Consider the following 18,070-nt stretch of genomic DNA (forward strand, 5'->3'; position numbering starts at 1 on the left):
TTACGACTCCCACTTTTGTACAGTATCAATAAAGTCACGACGGTTGGCTTTGCGTTGGCCAAACATACTGTTATCAGAATGCCCAGAGCAGCCCTCACCGAAAGTGAAACCACAGCCATTGCGCTCAGCAAACGCATCACTTAACGCCTCTTCACGATGCGCCGTTGGGATGACAAAGCGATCTTCAAAGTTGGCAATGGCCAAGTAACGATACATCTCTTCTACTTGGTGTTTGGTCAGACCAACTTCATCCAAGATGCTTTGTACCTCTTGCTTTTCGACCAGCTGCATACGCTTGTAGCTGCGCATCGCCAGTAAGCGCTTGAGTGCCAAACGGACAGGCTCTTCATCGCCAGCAGTAAGCATATTGGCCAGATAACGCAGTGGAATACGTAAGCTGTCGACGTCTGGAATCAAGCCATCCATACCGACCTTGCCCGCTTCGGCAGCATTTTGAATCGGTGATAATGGCGGGACATACCAGACCATCGGCAGCGTGCGATACTCAGGATGTAGCGGCAGTGCCAGCTTCCAGTCCATCGCCAGCTTATAAACTGGCGAGCGTTGGGCTGAATCAATCACCGACTGCGGCACGCCATCTTTTAATGCTTGGGCAATGACGACCGGGTCATTGGGGTCCAAAAACACATCCAACTGCGCCTGATAGAGATCCTGCTCATTTGGTGTACTGGCCGCTTCGGCGATTTTGTCGGCATCATAGAGCAGCACACCCAGATAGCGGATACGACCGACACAGGTCTCAGAGCAGACGGTTGGCAGTCCTGACTCAATACGTGGATAGCAAAAAGTACATTTTTCTGACTTGCCCGACTTCCAGTTGTAGTAAATCTTTTTGTACGGGCAGCCTGAGATGCACATACGCCAGCCACGGCATTTGTCTTGGTCAATCAGTACGATACCGTCCTCTTCACGCTTATAGATTGCGCCACTTGGGCATGACGCCACACAGGTCGGGTTCAAGCAGTGCTCGCACAGGCGAGGCAGATACATCATAAAGGTGTTTTCGTACTGTCCATAAATCTCTGCTTGGATATTGTCAAAGTTTTTGTCTTTGCGGCGCTTCTCAAACTCTGAGCCTAGGATTTCTTCCCAGTTAGGGCCCCATTCAATCTTTTGCATACGCTTGCCAGTGATGGCCGAGCGTGGGCGGGCGATTGGCTGGTGGTTGCTGATGGGTGCGGTATGCAGATGCTGATAATCAAAGTCAAACGGCTCATAATAATCATCAATCTCTGGCAGATCAGGGTTGGCAAAGATATTTGCCAACACTCTGAACTTGCCACCGATACGTGGGTTGATACTGCCGTTGGCATTACGTATCCAACCGCCCTTCCATTTGCTTTGGTTTTCCCACTCTTTGGGATAACCGATACCTGGCTTGGATTCAACGTTGTTGAACCACGCATACTCCATGCCTTCACGGCTGGTCCAGACGTTTTTGCAGGTGACTGAGCAGGTGTGACAACCGATACATTTATCAAGGTTTAGCACCATGCCTACTTGTGAACGAATTTTCATGGATCTGTGCTCCGAATATTAGTAGAAAAAAGTACCCTTACCCATCAATGCTGGTTGGCAGTGGACGAGGTAATGCATTATCTGGCTTGTCTTCTAACCAGTCGATTTTGGACATTTTACGGATCACGACAAACTCATCACGGTTACAGCCCACAGTGCCATAGTAGTTAAAACCATAGGACTGCTGCGCATAGCTACCAATCATATGGGTCGGCTTGAGGATGGTACGGGTCACTGAGTTGTGGATACCGCCACGAGTACCTGTCTGCTCAGAGCCTGGGATATTGACCAGCTTTTCTTGAGCGTGATACATCATCACCATGCCTTCTTTGACCCGCTGACTGACGACGGCTCGAGCAGTGATGGCACCGTTGGCATTAAAGACCTCAATCCAGTCGTTATCGACGATACCTGCCTTGACAGCATCAACTTCTGACATCCAAACACAAGGGCCACCACGGCTGAGCGTCAGCATGAGCAGGTTTTCAGAGTAGGTACTGTGGATGCCCCATTTTTGGTGCGGTGTTAAAAAGTTCAGTACGATCTCTTTATTGCCATTCGGTTTGGTGTTTTTGATAATGTCCGTGGTTTTGGTATCGATCGGCGGACGATACTGCTGCATTTGCTCACCGAACGCCTGCATCCAAGGGTGATCTTGATAAAACTGCTGGCGGCCAGTGATGGTGCGCCAAGGGATCAGCTCATGGACGTTGGTATAGCCGGCGTTATAGCTCACCTCATCTGACTCAATACCTGACCATGTCGGGCTTGAGATGATCTTACGTGGTTGGGCCACGATGTTTTTGAAGCGAATTTTTTCATGCTCACTTGATTTGGCCAAATGCGTATGGTCACGTCCGGTAAACTCGGATAGCGCCGCCCAGCCTTTGACCGCCACGTGACCATTGGTCTCAGGTGCCAGCATCAAAATCGTCTCTGAGGCATCAACCGCCGTATCGATACGAGGGCGTCCTTCAGAGATACCAGGCTCAGTGACACGGTAATTGAGGTCGCCCAGTTGCTTAACCTCAGTTTTCATGTCCCAATTCAGGCCTTTTGAGCCATTGCCTAGTGCCTCGAGTGCTGGGCCAAGCGAGGTAAACTTCTTATAAGTGCTCGGATAATCCCGCTCGATTACCTTAATCATCGGGCAGTTTTTACCCGGTACTGGTTTTTCACCTGCTGTTTTCCAGTCGGTGCCACCAAACGGCTGAGCGATCTCTCCTGGGCTGTCGTGCTGCATCGGCAGGGTGACGACATCAGTTTCGACACCCAGATGACCTTTTGAGACTTCAGAGAAGCTCTTGGCGATGCCTTTGTAGATCTCCCAATCGGTCTTGGACTCCCATGCAGGGTCTGTCGCTGCCGTTAGAGGATGAATAAACGGATGCATGTCTGAAGTATTCATGTCGTCTTTTTCGTACCAAGTGGCAGTCGGCAAAACGATGTCTGAATACAGACAAGTCGAGGACATACGGAAGTCTAAGGTAACGACCAAGTCCAGCTTGCCGGTTGGGGCGTCGTCTACCCAGTCCACTTCTTTGGGCTGCAGATGACCGGTAGGGTTTGGGTCATTGAGCAAGCCGTTTTTGGTACCCAAGAAGTAATGGAGCATATACTCATGGCCTTTACCCGACGAGCCCAATAGGTTTGAGCGCCAGATAAACAGATTGCGTGGGAAGTTGGCCGGACTGTCAGGCGACTCACAAGCGAAGCGTAAGCTGCCATCATGGAGCGAGTCCACCACATACTCTTCAACGCCTTTGCCACTATCAGCGGCGTCAGCAGCGATGGTAAGCGGGTTGCGATTGAGTTGCGGCGCTGAAGGCAGCCAGCCAGCACGCTCGGCTTGAATATTGTAGTCAAGCATATGCTCAGGGAAGAATTTTTTATTGGCATTGGGAGACAAGATATCATGGGCTGAGATGGTCTCATGACGCCACTGTGAGCTGTGGTTATAAAAGAAGCTGGTACCATTCATATGACGTGGTGGACGATGCCAGTCTAGCGCAAAGGCTAATGGCAGCCAGCCCGTCTGTGGGCGCAGTTTTTCTTGACCGACATAGTGTGCCCAGCCGCCACCTGATTTACCGATACAGCCACAGAGCATGAGCATATTGATCACGCCACGATAGTTCATATCGAGGTGATACCAGTGGTTCATACCTGCACCAATGATGATCATGGATTTGCCATGGGTCTTGTGGGCGTTTTCTGCAAACTCACGAGCCACTTGGATGATACGCTCACGGCTGACCCCCGTGATGACTTCCTGCCATGCTGGCGTACCCGGTACGCTGGCATCATTATAGTCGTCAGTGACATAGTCGCCGCCGACGCCATTATCGACCCCAAGGTTGGCCACGGTTAAGTCAAACACGGTCGCAACGATAGCGCTGGTACCATCAGCCAACTGAATGGTCTTACAAGGGATGGTTTTTTGCTGGATAGGCTCGCCCGGCACCGAAGTGAAGTGCGGATGATCGACATGACCAAAGTAGTCAAAACCAACGACACAGGTCTCTTGGCTGTCTTTTAGCGTGAGGGTCAGATCTATCTCTGCGCCTGTGGTGCCGTTTTTGTTTTCTAGGTTCCACTTACCCTTCTCGCCCCAACGGTAACCGATAGAGCCCAAAGGTGACACCAGCTCGCCATCATGATTGAGGCCGATGGTTTTCCATTCTGGGTTGTTTTCTTGTCCCAGATTATCGATCAGATCAGAGGCTCGCAGATAGCGGCCGGGACGACGAGCGCCTTCTTCGCCCTCTAGCATGACCAATACAGGCAAGTCGGTATAGCGTTTGGCGTAGTCTAAAAAATAGTCGCTGGGCTGCTTGAGATAAAACTCTTTGATAATCACGTGACAAAACGCTTGCGCTACTGCTGCATCAGTACCTTGTTTTGGGTTTAGCCATAAGTCTGTCAATTTAGAGACTTCTGCGTAGTCAGGTGTGATAGAGACCGTCTTGGTACCTTTATAGCGCACTTCAGTGAAAAAGTGAGCATCTGGGGTACGCGTTTGCGGCACATTAGAGCCCCAAGCGATGATGTAGTCAGAGTTGTACCAATCTGCTGATTCTGGCACGTCGGTTTGCTCGCCCCATGTCATCGGCGAGGCTGGTGGCAAGTCGCAATACCAATCATAAAAAGACAAGCACACCCCGCCGATGAGCGACAGATAACGGCTACCTGCCGCATAGCTCACCATTGACATCGCCGGAATCGGAGAAAAGCCAATGATACGATCAGGGCCAAAGGTTTTGGCGGTATAGACGTTACTGGCAGCGATGATTTCATTGACCTCAGCCCACGTCGAGCGAATGAAGCCGCCCAGACCACGCTTAGACTTATACTGCTCTGCTTTGGCAGGGTCTTCTACGATACTGCCCCAAGCCGCTACAGGATCTGAATGCTGAGCCTTGGCTTCACGCCATAGTTTCAGTAGCGGCTTGCGCACTTTAGGATATTTGACACGGTTAGCGGAGTACATATACCAGCTATAGCTGGCACCACGAGGACAGCCTCGGGGCTCATGATTTGGCAGGTCTGGGCGGGTTTCTGGATAGTCTGTTTGTTGCGTCTCCCATGTCACCAGACCGTTTTTGACGTAGATCTTCCACGAGCAAGATCCGGTACAGTTGACGCCATGTGTAGAGCGTACCACCTTGTCATATTGCCAACGGCTGCGATAGGCGTTTTCCCATGCGCGGGACTCGTCACGTGTCTCGCCATGTCCATCGGCGAACTCTCCTTTTTTGCGTTTAAAAAAGCGGAATTGGTCGAGTAAATGACTCATTTTGCTATCCTCTATTTTGTGACCTAGGGTGTATTTAGAGCGGGCGCATAAAGATCAATGGAGTGTCTCTACTGTGAGCCGAAAAGCCGTAAATACTGCTTTGATTGATGCTGCTTTGATTGATACTGTTTCGATATCATCATTCTAGGTCACCACCAAAGGCCTGACTATTATCTAACATGAGCAGAGCACTACCCCCTAAGTAGTAGTTAAAATATACTCTTGAAACACAAAAAAAATGCCACTCACCGAGCGAGTGGCATTTTGCAAACATTTTATGAATGGCTTTTATTTTTATAGCCGTACTATGAGCGCCATTGGTACCAGAGCGTTAGCAAGGAACCTCAGCATTACCACGGCTGTAATACCACCATGTCAGCACAATACACACCACATAATAGCCAATCAAAGCGATAAAAGTACCAGATATACCCAGCCCAGACCCAAACATTTTAGGAATAAAAAATGCCCCATAGGCGGCGATAGCAGCCGTGAAGCCAACGACGGCAGCAGACTCCTTACGTATCTCAACAAACAGCTCTTCAGTACCGACTCTCTCAGGGTGTAGACGCTCCAAAAAGGTTCTAAAAATGTTGGGAATCATACTAAAGGTAGAGCCATTACCGATACCTGTAGTAATGAACAACACCATAAAGGAGATAAAGTAACCGACGAAGCTGCCTTCATGAGTCTCGCTCGGTAAAAAGTACATCACGCTAACCACAGCAAAAACCATCACGATATAGTTCCAAAAGGTCACTCTAGCGCCGCCCACTTTATCTGCTATCCAGCCGCCTAGTGGACGAAATAGAGCTCCGACAAAAGGGCCCAAAAAGGCGTACTTAAGTGGATTGATATCAGGGAATGCGTTTTTAATCAGCATTGGAAAGGCGGCAGAAAAGCCAATAAAAGAGCCAAAAGTGGCCATGTACAAGATACACATGATCCAGTTATGCTTACGCTTAAAAATCACCGATTGGTCTTTAAAAGAGGCTTTGGCAGATGAGATGTCATTCATCATAAACCAAGCCGCTACCGACACCAGTGCGATAAAAGGCACCCAAATAAAACCAGCGTTTTGCAGATACAGTGCTTTGCCAGCAGCCGTTATCTGCGGCGCACCGCCCAACGCACCAAAGATACCTATACCAATGACGATAGGCACCACAAACTGCATGACTGACACCCCCAGATTACCAAGGCCGGCATTGAGACCAAGGGCCGTGCCCTGCTCAGATTTGGGGTAAAAAAACGAGATATTAGACATAGATGAGGAGAAGTTGGCGCCACCAAAACCGCACAACAACGCAATGATAGCAAAGGTCATAAAGGACGTATTAGGGTCTTGCACCGCAAACCCCATCCACAGCGCTGGAATCAATAGCGAGGCTGTGGATATCGCAGTCCAACGCCGCCCACCAAATATCGGCACCATAAAAGAGTAAAATATACGCAAGGTCGCCCCTGTCAATCCAGGCAGAGCAGCTAACCAAAACAGCTGGCCATCGTCAAAACTAAAACCAATATCTGGAAGGTTGACAATGACCGCGCTCCATACCATCCACACTGCAAAAGCAAGCAGCAACGCAGGTATAGAGATCCATAAATTGCGTGTGGCTACTTTTTTGCCGCCACCTTGCCAAAACGCCTCTACCTCTGGACGCCAGTCGGTGATGAGCTTCCCACCCTTGGTATAGTACTTATTGCTCATATTATTCCTCACTTAGTATCGTCTACGCTTGGTTGTGATTTAGGTATGATTGAGATTTTTTTATGTCATCTACTCATAGCGCACATACTGTATTGACAGGCTTGCCATCATAATAAGTGCGCTACTGAGACTGCCTACCAGCTTTAGGCTTTATGGACTTTAGTCACAATGATGACTCACGATACTGCGCTTCTATTATTATTAGTATTCATACATAGTGGTATACTGATGTCTTAAAGAGGTATATTGATGATAAACCGAATCTTACGACATTCACTACCGCTGCGAGCTTGGGTGGCGGTCTTTGCCATCTCTGCTTTGTGTCTGCTCTCAGCGTTTAGTAGTGGCCTGTTGGCATGGGTATCCCAAGCAGATGCGCAAGCCATCAATAGCGCAGGCTCAATCCGCATGGCGACATATCGCATCAACTTTCAGTTGGCAAATGACTTTGATGATGACTATATTGCAGGTTTGGATATGGGTCTGGCAGACGGTGACAGTGTCAGCCGCAATCAAAATGACAGCGACCAGAGTAAGTCTGCTATCGTGCTGTCTTTGGTTGAAGATATGGAACACAGGCTGGCAAGCTTACGTGAGTATCAACTAAACTATGCCAACCAACATGACATCATCAATAGCCAGTTTGAAAGGATTGAATCGCAGTGGCTGGCAAACTTAAAACCTGCATTGTTGTCGCAGGATAAGCAAGGCTTTTATACTTTTTCCTCTCGATATATTGAAGATGTCGACAGCTTTGTCAGTGAGTTGCAACATAGAAACGAGCAGCGTCAGACTTGGCAGCAGTCGCTACAAGTCGCCTCAATCATCCTGACCATTATCATTTTATTGATTGGTATGTATCAGCTGCGCAGCAATGTCTTGCTACCTATACAGCAGCTCATCCGAGCCAACCGTCAGTTTCGACAAGGCAAGCACAATACCAGAGTATCCATCACAGGCTATGAAGAGTTCCATGCCTTAGGAGAGTCTTTCAATGACATGGCCAGCACCATTGAAACCTATCAGCATGGACTAAAAAACGAGGTAAACACAAAAACGCAGCACCTCGTCAAAGCCAACGAAGTGCTGTCACTTTTTTATGATTTTTCTAAGCACCTAACCACCAGTAAGGTAAGCTTACATAAGCTCGATAGCCTCATCACCGATTTTGGAGAGATTTTTCCGCATTTGGACTTCACTTTATGTCTACAAAACAACGCCTTACACAATAAAGACTCCATCGCCCTTCACGATGACAAAATGAAAGAGCTGTGTAGCAAGCTAAACTGTGATAACTGCTCAATCAAAGAAGACGTCTATACCCAAACTTACCCTATCGCTCATCTCAATGATGAATTTGGCGAGTTAAAGGTGAGACCTAAGTCCATCTTGCGGATGAGCAGCGCTAAGTCAGGGGTTCATAAGACAGAGGATAACAAAGAACCTGTATCGCCCTCACAGCGCATCAAAACCATAGAAATCGACAGCACGTATCTAGATACTGAGAATAGCGAGCTTATCGTCGCCCTTACCAACCTGATCAGCACCGCACTATCTCTGCGCAAACAAAGACAGCAGGAGCATCAGCTGATTTTGTTTGAGGAGCGCTCTACTATCGCAAGAGAGCTACATGACTCTCTGGCGCAGTCATTGTCTTATCTCAAGATTCAAGTCAGTGTCCTAGAAAGACATCTTACAAACGTCACGGACAAAGAGTGTGCAGCGGCCATTTCACAACATATCACACAAATAAAAGCCGGGCTGAATTCAGCCTATCAACAGCTAAGAGACCTGCTGGTCACTTTCCGTCTGACCATCGATAGTGACAACTTTGATGATGCTTTGCATGAGGCGGCCAACGAGTTTGCCACAAAAGGCGGCTTCGATATTGTCGTCAATAACAAAGTAATGACGCTCAATTTAAATGCCAATGAACAGGTGAACTTGATTCAAATCACACGAGAAGCGCTATCAAATATCAGCAGACACGCACAAGCGACGACTGTCGCCATCGAGCTGGGCTATGATGAGACAAACGAGCATATCGTCATGCAGATCATCGATGATGGTGTTGGTATCTCAGGTAGCGTCGATCAGTCACAGCATCATGGCTTAATGATCATGCAAGAGCGTGCCCGTCATCTGGGAGGCAGCGTGACTTTATCGGACAACGAGCCTACAGGCACGATAGTCACCACGACTTTTGTCCCTAGTTTTTTTGATGACTATACGACACTACAAACCAGCAATAATGCCAACAAAGAATCGATTTAAAGATTCAACGACTTAACGCACGTCATTTGTAAAAACTTTCATTTGTGAGTATTTTATGAGCAATACAGTGTATACCCCAACTTCTCCAGCCAAGCTCTTATTGGTAGATGATCATCCTATGCTACGTCGAGGGATAGCTGAGCTGCTAAGCCTTGAAGACGACGTAACGGTCGTAGGAGAAGTAAGCAATGGTCAAGAAGCGCTGGACTTCTTAGAAAGTAATGAAGTGGATCTTGTGATTTTAGATCACAAAATGCCCGTGTTAACCGGCATTGAAACCTTAAGAGCAATCAGAGAGAGAAACATTGATGTCAAAGCGTTGTTGTTTACGGTCTCGGACAGTGGTGAGGACGTACAAGAGGCGCTCAAACTAGGTGTAGATGGTTATCTACTAAAGGATATGGAGCCCGAGCTGATCATCGTCGACATCAGAAAGGTACTGCGAGGAGAGCTGGTCATCAGCCCAAATCTGGCCTCGATACTGGCACAAACCATGCGCAAGCCGAGCATCGATGATATCGCAGGCAATTTGACCGCTAGAGAGCTGCAAGTCATTCAGATGATCGCTGAGGGCCTCAGTAACAAAATGATTGCCAATAAGCTCGATATCGCAGAGTCCACAGTAAAGGTACATGTCAAACATATCCTAAATAAGACTGGGCTGCGCACCCGGGTAGAAGCAGCGGTGTGGACCGTCAATCACCTGTCAAAATAGCTGTCTCAAAACAGTGCGGCCGTTTGTATAAGTCACCCCACTCTCAACTTAGCATGAACTATCGTAGGCTGTGGCTTTAGCCCAGCATAGCAACTTTGCAAAAGCAAGGTCTCGTAGTGTGGGTTAGTTTTATTAAACTCTCGTAGAGAACGAAGATGAAACGTAACCCGCCGATGTTATATTGGCGAATGTTATCTAGACTACTTGGCGGGTTACGCTGCCACTAACCCACCCTACAAAATAAGTTGAGAGTGGCGTATAAGCCACAAAAAACCACCCAGCTCATCACTAGGTGGTTTGGTACTGTGGCGATCAAAGTATCAAATATAGCGCTATTACCGAGCTTCTTCAGCCGCAATCTGACGATCCACTGATGACATTTTGTATTCATCACCAAAGGCGTCTTCAGGCTCTTCTAACCAAAAATAGCAAACCAACCAAGCGATAAAAGCCCCGACTGCGATAATCAAAAAGAACTGATTTGGCTCTACAAAGGTATAAATAAACAAGTAGAACACTGCGCCAACGTTGCCATAAGCCCCTGCCATACCCGATATCTGACCTGTCAGGCGGCGCTTGATCGAAGGAATAATACCAAAGGTTGCGCCCTCTGCCCCCTGAACAAATACCGAACACAAGATAGTAAACACCACAGCGATAAATAGCGGCCACTGAGCATTGAGCAACCCCATTAGCCCAAACCCAATACCGATACCAAACATATATATGAGCATGACCAGACGGCGGTTGCCGACCTTGTCAGAGATATAGCCACCCAATGGCCGCGCCCATAAGTTTACAAAAGCAAACGTCGAGGCGACCAGTCCTGCTGCAGTAGGATCGAGCTTCCACGTTGTGGCAAAGAACATCGGCAACATAGAGACCACCGCAAGCTCTGCGCCAAAGTTGGCAAAATAACTGACATTAAGCGCAGCGACTGACTTAAAGGGGTATTTATCATCTTCAGGGATGCCCGCTTTTAGCATAGGCACGTTGACACTAATCGCCTTATAAATCTGGTAGACAACCACAGCCGCAATGATGATATAGAGTACCCATGCCCCTGTGTCGCTCAAAAAACCCATGTCTTGAGTACGATAAACCAAAACCCCCAATACACCATATAAGGGAATAATAAATAAACCATACAACCAAAGGTCACGCCAACTTGAGACCTCTAACGCCCCAGCTTTACGTGATTTTTTGTGAGTGCCTGCTGTCGGGCCATCTGTGATCAGAAACCAATAAGCCACACCATACAGCGCCATCAGTAACCCGGATAAAGCAATCGCCCAGCGCCAGCCATCATCACCACCAAAGAACTGTAACGCCACGGTCGGGATAGTAATCGCCGCTGCCGCCGAGCCAAAGTTGCCCCAGCCTGCATAGAACCCTTCTGCAAAGCCTATGTCTTTTGGCTTAAACCAGAGGGCCGTCATATGAATGCCGACGACAAAACCGGCACCGACGATAGACATAAACAGCCGTGCCACAAACAGCTGCATGGCAGAGGTCCCAAAGGCGAAAAACCATGTCGGTATCGCCATCACCACCATCAAGATCGAAAACACTCTCCTAGGTCCGAAACGATCTAGCGCCATTCCCACAACCACTCGACCTGGAATGGTCAACGCCACGTTGGCAATTAAGAAAAGCTTGATATGATCTGGAGTCAGATAGTCCTCTGTCGCTAGCATAGACGTCGCTAGTGGGGCCATATTAAACCAGACGTAAAACGTCAGAAAAAAAGCAATCCACGTGTAGTGAAGTGCTCTTATCTCACGGCGTTCTAACTCCAGTAGCTCTTTTGCATGCATAACAAATGTCCTCCAAAAAAACTTGATAGTTCTGATGGAGACAATGTAACAATAACGTGTCAGCGTCACTATTGAGCAAAAGCAGTACACCATACACTTAAGGTACTACTAAAGGAGGATTCTATCAGCGACACTTAAGGCTACAATCGTGAGAATAATAACTATTTAACACAGTGTGTCATGTCATTGCATATAACCTTGAAGCTTTATATGCGTGGAAGATATAAAACATCAGTCATTATTAAGGAGTCATCATGAGCCACCCAATCATCCCAAGCCACTGGAAAATCAAACGCTCTACACACTTTTTCACCAAAGACAACGTTCCTAAAGCGCTACTAACCCATCACAACACTGCCGAAGGTGTGTTCGGCCAAATTTGTGTGATGCAAGGGGTGGTGACTTTTTATGGGTTTGCCAATGAAGCAGCGACCGAACCTGAGCAAACTATAGTCATTCAAGCAGGACAGTTTGCGGTTAGCCCGCCGCAGTATTGGCATCGAGTAGAATTAAGCGATGACGCTCAATTTAATATTAACTTCTGGACAGAAGGCGATACAGATAATAAGTCATTGTTTAATAGCTCAACCATCCACAGTAAACCTATTGAGAAGCTGTTTGATAAACCTAAAAAATAGATTATTGCCAGCAGAGCTTTTTCGCCACAGCCCTTATATTACAGGCAAAAAAAATCCCCAGTCGTTAAACTGGGGATTTTCGAATCTGGTAGGCGTAATCGGATTCGAACCAACGACCTCTACCATGTCAAGGTAGCGCTCTAACCAACTGAGCTATACGCCTATTTAGGTTGAGCATTTTAACAAGTTTCTGAGACTTTGCAAGCACTTTTTATCGAAACTTTGATTTATTCTTCAATTAATATGCAATGACTCTCTAAACGACCCTTATTTACAGTCGATTCACTATAAAAACCCTTTGCTACTGGGATGCTTTTTAGGCAAGTATCACAGCTTACGTACATTTTCTCTCAGCTGCTTTAGTAATCCTTGGTACTCAGTATCATTGTCATCAAGCGTGCTGACTCGCCCATAGCGTAGCTGTCGATAATCTTTTTTAATGTGCTCTATACGCTGTCGAGTCATTTCTAGATCATTTGTTTGCAGGCTGTTCTCAGAGGTGCCGACACTGGTGGCTGTCAAACGCTCAAGCCACGCCAGCTGACCTTCACTCTCAGCACGAGCCAATAAAGGCTCATGCTTACCAAGCCGTTTAGACAGCTTTACCAATGGCAAGTCCGCTGGATGCCAACGCTTACGTCGGCGCTGCCAGATCAGTAGCGCCAGTAGACTGACTACCACCACGGCACTGGCAGCCAGCCAGACAATCTGCTGCATGATCGAGCTAATATTAAACCACTTAAGTAATGATCCTGCCTGCTTATCCTGATCATAACCGACGATATCTTTTTGCCAATAATAGCTGACCTGATCAGAGAGACGTCGCAAGGTTTGTAGCATTTGATACTGCTGGTAGCTGAGCTGTGCGCCCGCCCCATCACCAAACATCGTCGCCCCTTGGCTTTGCGTCAATGCCTCCATCCCTTGCTCGACCCGCTCAGGCGAGACAAAGGCGGTTGGATCGACACGTAGCCACCCCTGACCCTCAAGCCAAACCTCTGTCCAAGCATGCGCATCCATCTGCCGCACCTCCCATACATCACCACCTCGGCTAGGCTCACCGCCTTGATAGCCGGCCACGACTCGGGCAGGAATACCAGCGGCACGCAGCATAAAAGTAAAGCTAGAAGAGTAATGCTCACAAAACCCAGCTTTGGTATCAAACAAAAACTCATCGATACGGTTATCATTCAGCCGTGGTGGCGATAGCGTATAGCGAAACTCAGTCTGATTGATCCAGCGCTCAAGCGCTTGCATATAGCGCACAGGATCTGATCCTGACTGCACAAACAATTGCTGAGCAAGGGCACGCGCCTGTGGGTTACCATCACTAGGCAGTGCCAAGTTGATACGGCGAGAGGCGGCATCAAGCACTGGATCGATACGCATGGGCGCAAAACGTAGCACCTCATAGCGCAGCTGCTGGGTGACAGGCTGGTCTTTGAGTAAAGTAAAATCGGAGCTGATACTGACATCCGCACGCTGAGTAAACGGATAGTCCAGCCCAAACAACCAGCGCTGCTGAGTTGGCTCTAGTAGAATCTCATAGTGGCTGGGGTCAAGCTGCACTTGACTAGGAGCCGTGGCCAGCGCTCTATGTAGCCATTGCGGCTGTGTTTGCTGCGACTGCCACTGCTGCTGTACACTTCGATTCGGTCGCCATGTCACCCCATCGAAGTCACTAAACACCAGACCACGCCAGTACAGCTCACTCTGAGGCGGGGGCTGGTCTGCAAACTCAACCCGAAAGGCAAGCGCAGTAGACTGGCCCAAGTTGGCAAAGTCGCCAGGTGACATACTATCTGACACGCCTGTAGTCGCCTGACTGCCTGACAGCTGCACTGACCATAGCGGCGGCAAGCGTGGGAAAAATAAAAACAGCACCACTAACAACGGTAATGCTCCAACGCCTAGCACACCGAGCGTACGCAAACGGCCATCACCGCGCCTATTGCCATCATCATTGAGTGCGATAAAGGCAAACAAAACCACCAAAGTACCTAAGATGGCTTGCACAGTGGCAAGCAGCCCCTGATCCATCAAAAACAGTGCCGCCAGCACAAACAGCGATAAATTCAGCACCACATAAGCATCACGGCGCTTGTACAGCTCCCACAACTTGCTAATCAAGCACAGCAGCAAAAACGCCACACCCATATCGAGCCCAAACGCAGCATGATAAGTGAGCCATAAGCCCGCCAGCCCTAATAAAAACCCGAGCATCTGCATACCTTGATAAAGGCGTTTGAGATGACGATCTTGTCTAAATTTGGCTTTAATAGAGGGTAGCTGGGCGGTGATACTGACCACTGCAAATCCCATCAGCCATAATGGCAGATGAGCAGCGTGGGGAAACACCACCACGACCTGAGCCAATAGCACCCAATAATAAGCCGGTAGCGCTAATAGTTTGCTAAGCCATTTTCTATGTGTGGTTGAGCCATCATCTATCTTCTGATGCTGGCCGAGCGCTAACTGCTCAAAGCTGGGCGGCTCAGCAGGGACTGACGCCTGTGCGATTGTCTGAGGCGCCGCAAGACTGGCAGCTGAGCCGTGAGGCTTACTATGGAAGTCCGTCATGGCACTTTTGCCAATCGTAACAAACAGGCCTGAGCAAATGCTTCGCCTTGCCCAAAAGTGACGGCCTCTGGCGCAGCGTTGTCATTGGGCAGCCGCATTTGAAAAGGTGTGCCAAGCTTACCAAGGATGAGGGCGCCATAGGCCAGTTGCGCCAGCTTTTGCTCATGGTGAGCGGCGGGCATGTCGGCATAATCTAGCATCTGCTCGACACCGATGGGATCAGCGAAATGCTTGGTCAGCATGCCCTGACCTCGGGCGACATGCGCCCAAGAAATACGCGCCAAGGACTCGCCTTCGATGTAGCTATCCAAACGCTCAAAGTCATCTTGGCCTTGAGTATACTGACTATAATGAGCGCCAACAGGCATCTCATCTTTGTCTGCCGCTATATAATGCGTCTGCCAATCAAACGCTAATGGTTTGGGATAGACCCATGCGCTGCGTGCGAAGTATACATATGACCACGCACGCATGATACCCAACGGATAGACACTACTGATTTTGAGTCTAGGGAGCTCAAGTTGACCACGTTTATCCGTCAGCACAGGCAAGCGAATGATTTGCTGGTCTGTTAGACTTGGCAGCCATACTGTTGTCTCGCCATTATGGTTTGGCGGATTTTGAGCGTCATGCTTACGACTTTTTGCTTTATCGCTTATCGCTTGTTCAAAGCTAAAGCTCAGCTGACGTCTAGGTTGCCGGCTCTCACTCCGTACTTGCAGCGTTACCCAAACAGCTGCACCCGCCTCTGCCGTCGTAACCTCGAGCAATTCGACTTGTAAGCCTGATACATGGGCGAAAGTCAGATGAAAGCTGATCAACCAAACGCTGACCAGATAAAAAAACAAACCCAGCACCAAGTTGTTGCCATAGTTGACACCAGCGATAAAAGTAATCATCAATAGTACGGCAAATAACGCCCCTTCTCGACTAAAGAAGATATACACATTGCGCAAGTTCAGCGTGGCACTATCACTTTTGGGCGCACGCTTGGCAAACCAACGCGCCAGCAGCCTAGATACCATCGATCTTTTATGCTTAGACCGTGGCTTAGATTGGGAAGATTGAGGGGGATGTGACGCTGATACGCTCATAATTGCCCTATCTTTATCATGATTAGCATTTACAAATCTTGTTTTCAGCCTATTTTTAGACAATCACCGCCACTTCATTAATGATACGCTGAGCTATGGTTGGCGCAGGCTGCCCGCCAATGACAGGCAACGGCATAAACCGCTGACCCAATCTATGATCGGCCACAGCGGCAAACACTGCTTGAATGTCCTCCGGCGACACCTCTTGATGCCCTGACACGTACGCATGTGCCTGGGCAGCACGCTGCAGTGCCAACACACCACGGGGTGACAAGCCATGATATTCTTGGCTCATCCGAGTCTTGGCCACCAAGCGCTGTAGGTAATCTAATACCACATCCGCCACATAGACTTGCTGCACCCCTTGACGGGCGAGCTGTACCGCCTGCGTATCAAGTACAGCATCTAAGCCTGCCAACAGCTCACGACGATCGCGCCCTCGTAGCAGCTCACGCTCCGCAGCTGCTGATGGGTAACCAAGGGACAAACACATCAAAAACCGGTCCAACTGTGACTCAGGAAGCGGGTAGACTCCTGCTTGTTGCATTGGGTTTTGGGTAGCAATGACAAAGAACGGTTTGGGTAGTGGGTAGGACTGACCATCTTGGGTGACTTGCCCCTCTTCCATCGCCTCTAGCAAGGCGCTTTGAGTCTTTGGACTGGAGCGATTGATTTCATCAGCCAGTAGCAGCTGAGTAAAAATGGCACCTTTACGAAACTCAAAGCTCTGGGTGTGTTGATTATAGATACTCATACCCAAGATATCTGCTGGTAGCATATCATTGGTAAACTGCACCCGATTAAATGTCAACCCAAGAAGCTGCGCCAGACCTTGCGCCAGTGTGGTCTTACCCATACCTGGCAAGTCTTGTAATAGCAAGTGCCCACCTGCCAGCACACAGCTGAGAGCCAATTTAACCACTTGCGGCTTATCCAGTACGATCTGATTGAGCTGTGTGAGCAGTTGCGCCATCTGGCGTTGATTGACGGCATAGCTTGCATCATCTCTGCTCGTTGGGCCTGAAAAAGCAGCGGATGGATTGACCGTTACTCTACTGTCTTTTAGCGATAAGTCATAAGCCTTACTTTGGCGCATAATAAACTACCGAGTTGATTTGTGATGAATCTAAGACAGATATAATGAGACAGGTCTGATGAGACAAACACGCTGTACGCTCCGTATTTATTGCCTGCTTCTATCGCAGCGTCGTAGCTACTCATCCTCTGTCACAACGGGCGCTGCCGCCCGCAGCGTGGACAGATAAGCGATCACATCAGCACGCTCACTTGCATCTGGCATTGGATCTGACAGCATTTTGGATCCTGGCAGGGCTTTTTCAGCATCAGCAATATAAGGATCAAGCGTCTTAGCATCCCATACCCAACCTGAGTTGCTCAGCGCCTCACTATAATCGTAGTCTGCTAGCTGTGCTGCCGCTGCGCCATAGATATTCATCAACTGTGGCCCTTTTTTATTAAGTCCAGGGGTCAGCTGATGACACTGGGCACAGGCATCACCATAGATGATCGCTCCTCGATCAGCATCGCCTTGAGTGTATTCTGGCAAGCTGACAGGTGCTCGATAGTCTGCTGGTGGCTTTTCGCAAGCACTAAGCGAAAGTACTGCAAGTAACATACCACCCAGTTGACACTTCATTCTCATAGACATATTGATGTATTCTTTAGGTTTTTGATGACAAGAGATCCTAGAGCGTGTCCTTCATTCAACCCATCAGCCTCTAAATGGCGTAAAATGAGGGCTCGCCCTAATATCAGACAATCATAACAGGCGTAGACAAAAAAGTAAGCAGCAAGCCAAACACTTATCCACCCCCAACGTATTGAGGAGATGAATTAGGCGGGCAAAGATTAAATAGAGATTAAGTCAATAAAGCAGCACAGCGTT

General features: G+C 48.5%; 11 protein-coding genes and 1 tRNA gene. 3 read left to right on the forward strand and 9 right to left on the reverse strand.

Annotated elements, in window-relative coordinates:
- The 3 genes from narH to J3492_RS05110 all read right to left on the reverse strand — a co-directional run bounded on the left by narH (nt 1) and on the right by J3492_RS05110 (nt 7,046).
- Entirely contained in the window at nt 1–1,539 is a 1,539-nt protein-coding gene (gene narH, locus J3492_RS05100; RefSeq protein ID WP_207990562.1) for a nitrate reductase subunit beta, read from the reverse strand.
- A gap of 37 nt (nt 1,540–1,576) precedes the next feature.
- Complete coding sequence (locus tag J3492_RS05105; RefSeq protein WP_207990564.1) at nt 1,577–5,335, reverse strand: nitrate reductase subunit alpha; 3,759 nt, start codon at nt 5,333–5,335, stop codon at nt 1,577–1,579.
- Nucleotides 5,336–5,666: 331 nt separating this feature from the next.
- Nucleotides 5,667–7,046, reverse strand: coding sequence for a NarK family nitrate/nitrite MFS transporter (locus J3492_RS05110; protein ID WP_207990566.1), 1,380 nt, complete (start codon nt 7,044–7,046; stop codon nt 5,667–5,669).
- Between the two features lie 249 nt (nt 7,047–7,295).
- Here J3492_RS05110 and J3492_RS05115 point away from each other — a divergent pair, with 249 nt between their 5' ends.
- Together J3492_RS05115 and narL are read left to right on the forward strand one after the other, a co-directional pair.
- A complete protein-coding gene (locus tag J3492_RS05115) occupies nt 7,296–9,320 on the forward strand; it encodes a histidine kinase (protein ID WP_207990568.1) in 2,025 nt (674 codons plus the stop codon).
- Between the two features lie 55 nt (nt 9,321–9,375).
- Nucleotides 9,376–10,035, forward strand: coding sequence for a two-component system response regulator NarL (gene narL, locus J3492_RS05120; RefSeq protein ID WP_207990570.1), 660 nt, complete (start codon nt 9,376–9,378; stop codon nt 10,033–10,035).
- A 335-nt stretch (nt 10,036–10,370) separates the two neighbouring features.
- On the opposite strand, the gene J3492_RS05125 is transcribed toward narL, so the two are convergent.
- The gene (locus J3492_RS05125) at nt 10,371–11,852 is read right to left on the reverse strand and encodes an MFS transporter (protein ID WP_207990572.1); all 1,482 of its coding nucleotides are present in this window, start codon (nt 11,850–11,852) and stop codon (nt 10,371–10,373) included.
- A gap of 254 nt (nt 11,853–12,106) precedes the next feature.
- On the opposite strand from J3492_RS05125, the gene J3492_RS05130 reads away from it, so the two are divergent.
- Nucleotides 12,107–12,490 carry a TehB family protein gene (locus tag J3492_RS05130; protein ID WP_207990574.1) on the forward strand — a complete coding sequence of 128 codons (384 nt, stop codon included), beginning with the start codon at nt 12,107–12,109 and terminating at the stop codon, nt 12,488–12,490.
- A gap of 86 nt (nt 12,491–12,576) precedes the next feature.
- On the opposite strand, the gene J3492_RS05135 is transcribed toward J3492_RS05130, so the two are convergent.
- The 5 genes from J3492_RS05135 to J3492_RS05155 all read right to left on the reverse strand — a co-directional run bounded on the left by J3492_RS05135 (nt 12,577) and on the right by J3492_RS05155 (nt 17,833).
- Nucleotides 12,577–12,653, reverse strand: a tRNA-Val gene (locus tag J3492_RS05135).
- Nucleotides 12,654–12,817: 164 nt separating this feature from the next.
- Nucleotides 12,818–15,070 (reverse strand): transglutaminase TgpA family protein, encoded by a 2,253-nt coding sequence (locus tag J3492_RS05140; RefSeq protein ID WP_207990576.1) that lies wholly within the window; start codon nt 15,068–15,070, stop codon nt 12,818–12,820.
- Entirely contained in the window at nt 15,067–16,095 is a 1,029-nt protein-coding gene (locus J3492_RS05145; protein ID WP_207990578.1) for a DUF58 domain-containing protein, read from the reverse strand. Before J3492_RS05145 ends, J3492_RS05140 begins: the two co-directional genes overlap by 4 nt.
- Before the next feature lie 124 nt (nt 16,096–16,219).
- On the reverse strand, nt 16,220–17,260 hold the full coding sequence (locus J3492_RS05150; protein WP_207990579.1) for an AAA family ATPase: 1,041 nt from the start codon (nt 17,258–17,260) through the stop codon (nt 16,220–16,222).
- Between the two features lie 117 nt (nt 17,261–17,377).
- Nucleotides 17,378–17,833: a c-type cytochrome gene (locus J3492_RS05155; RefSeq protein WP_207990581.1), complete on the reverse strand. Its 456-nt coding sequence runs from the start codon at nt 17,831–17,833 to the stop codon at nt 17,378–17,380.
- Nucleotides 17,834–18,070 lie beyond the last annotated feature (237 nt).

Source organism: Psychrobacter coccoides (genome assembly GCF_017498085.1).
Classification (GTDB): Bacteria; Pseudomonadota; Gammaproteobacteria; order Pseudomonadales; family Moraxellaceae; genus Psychrobacter; species Psychrobacter coccoides.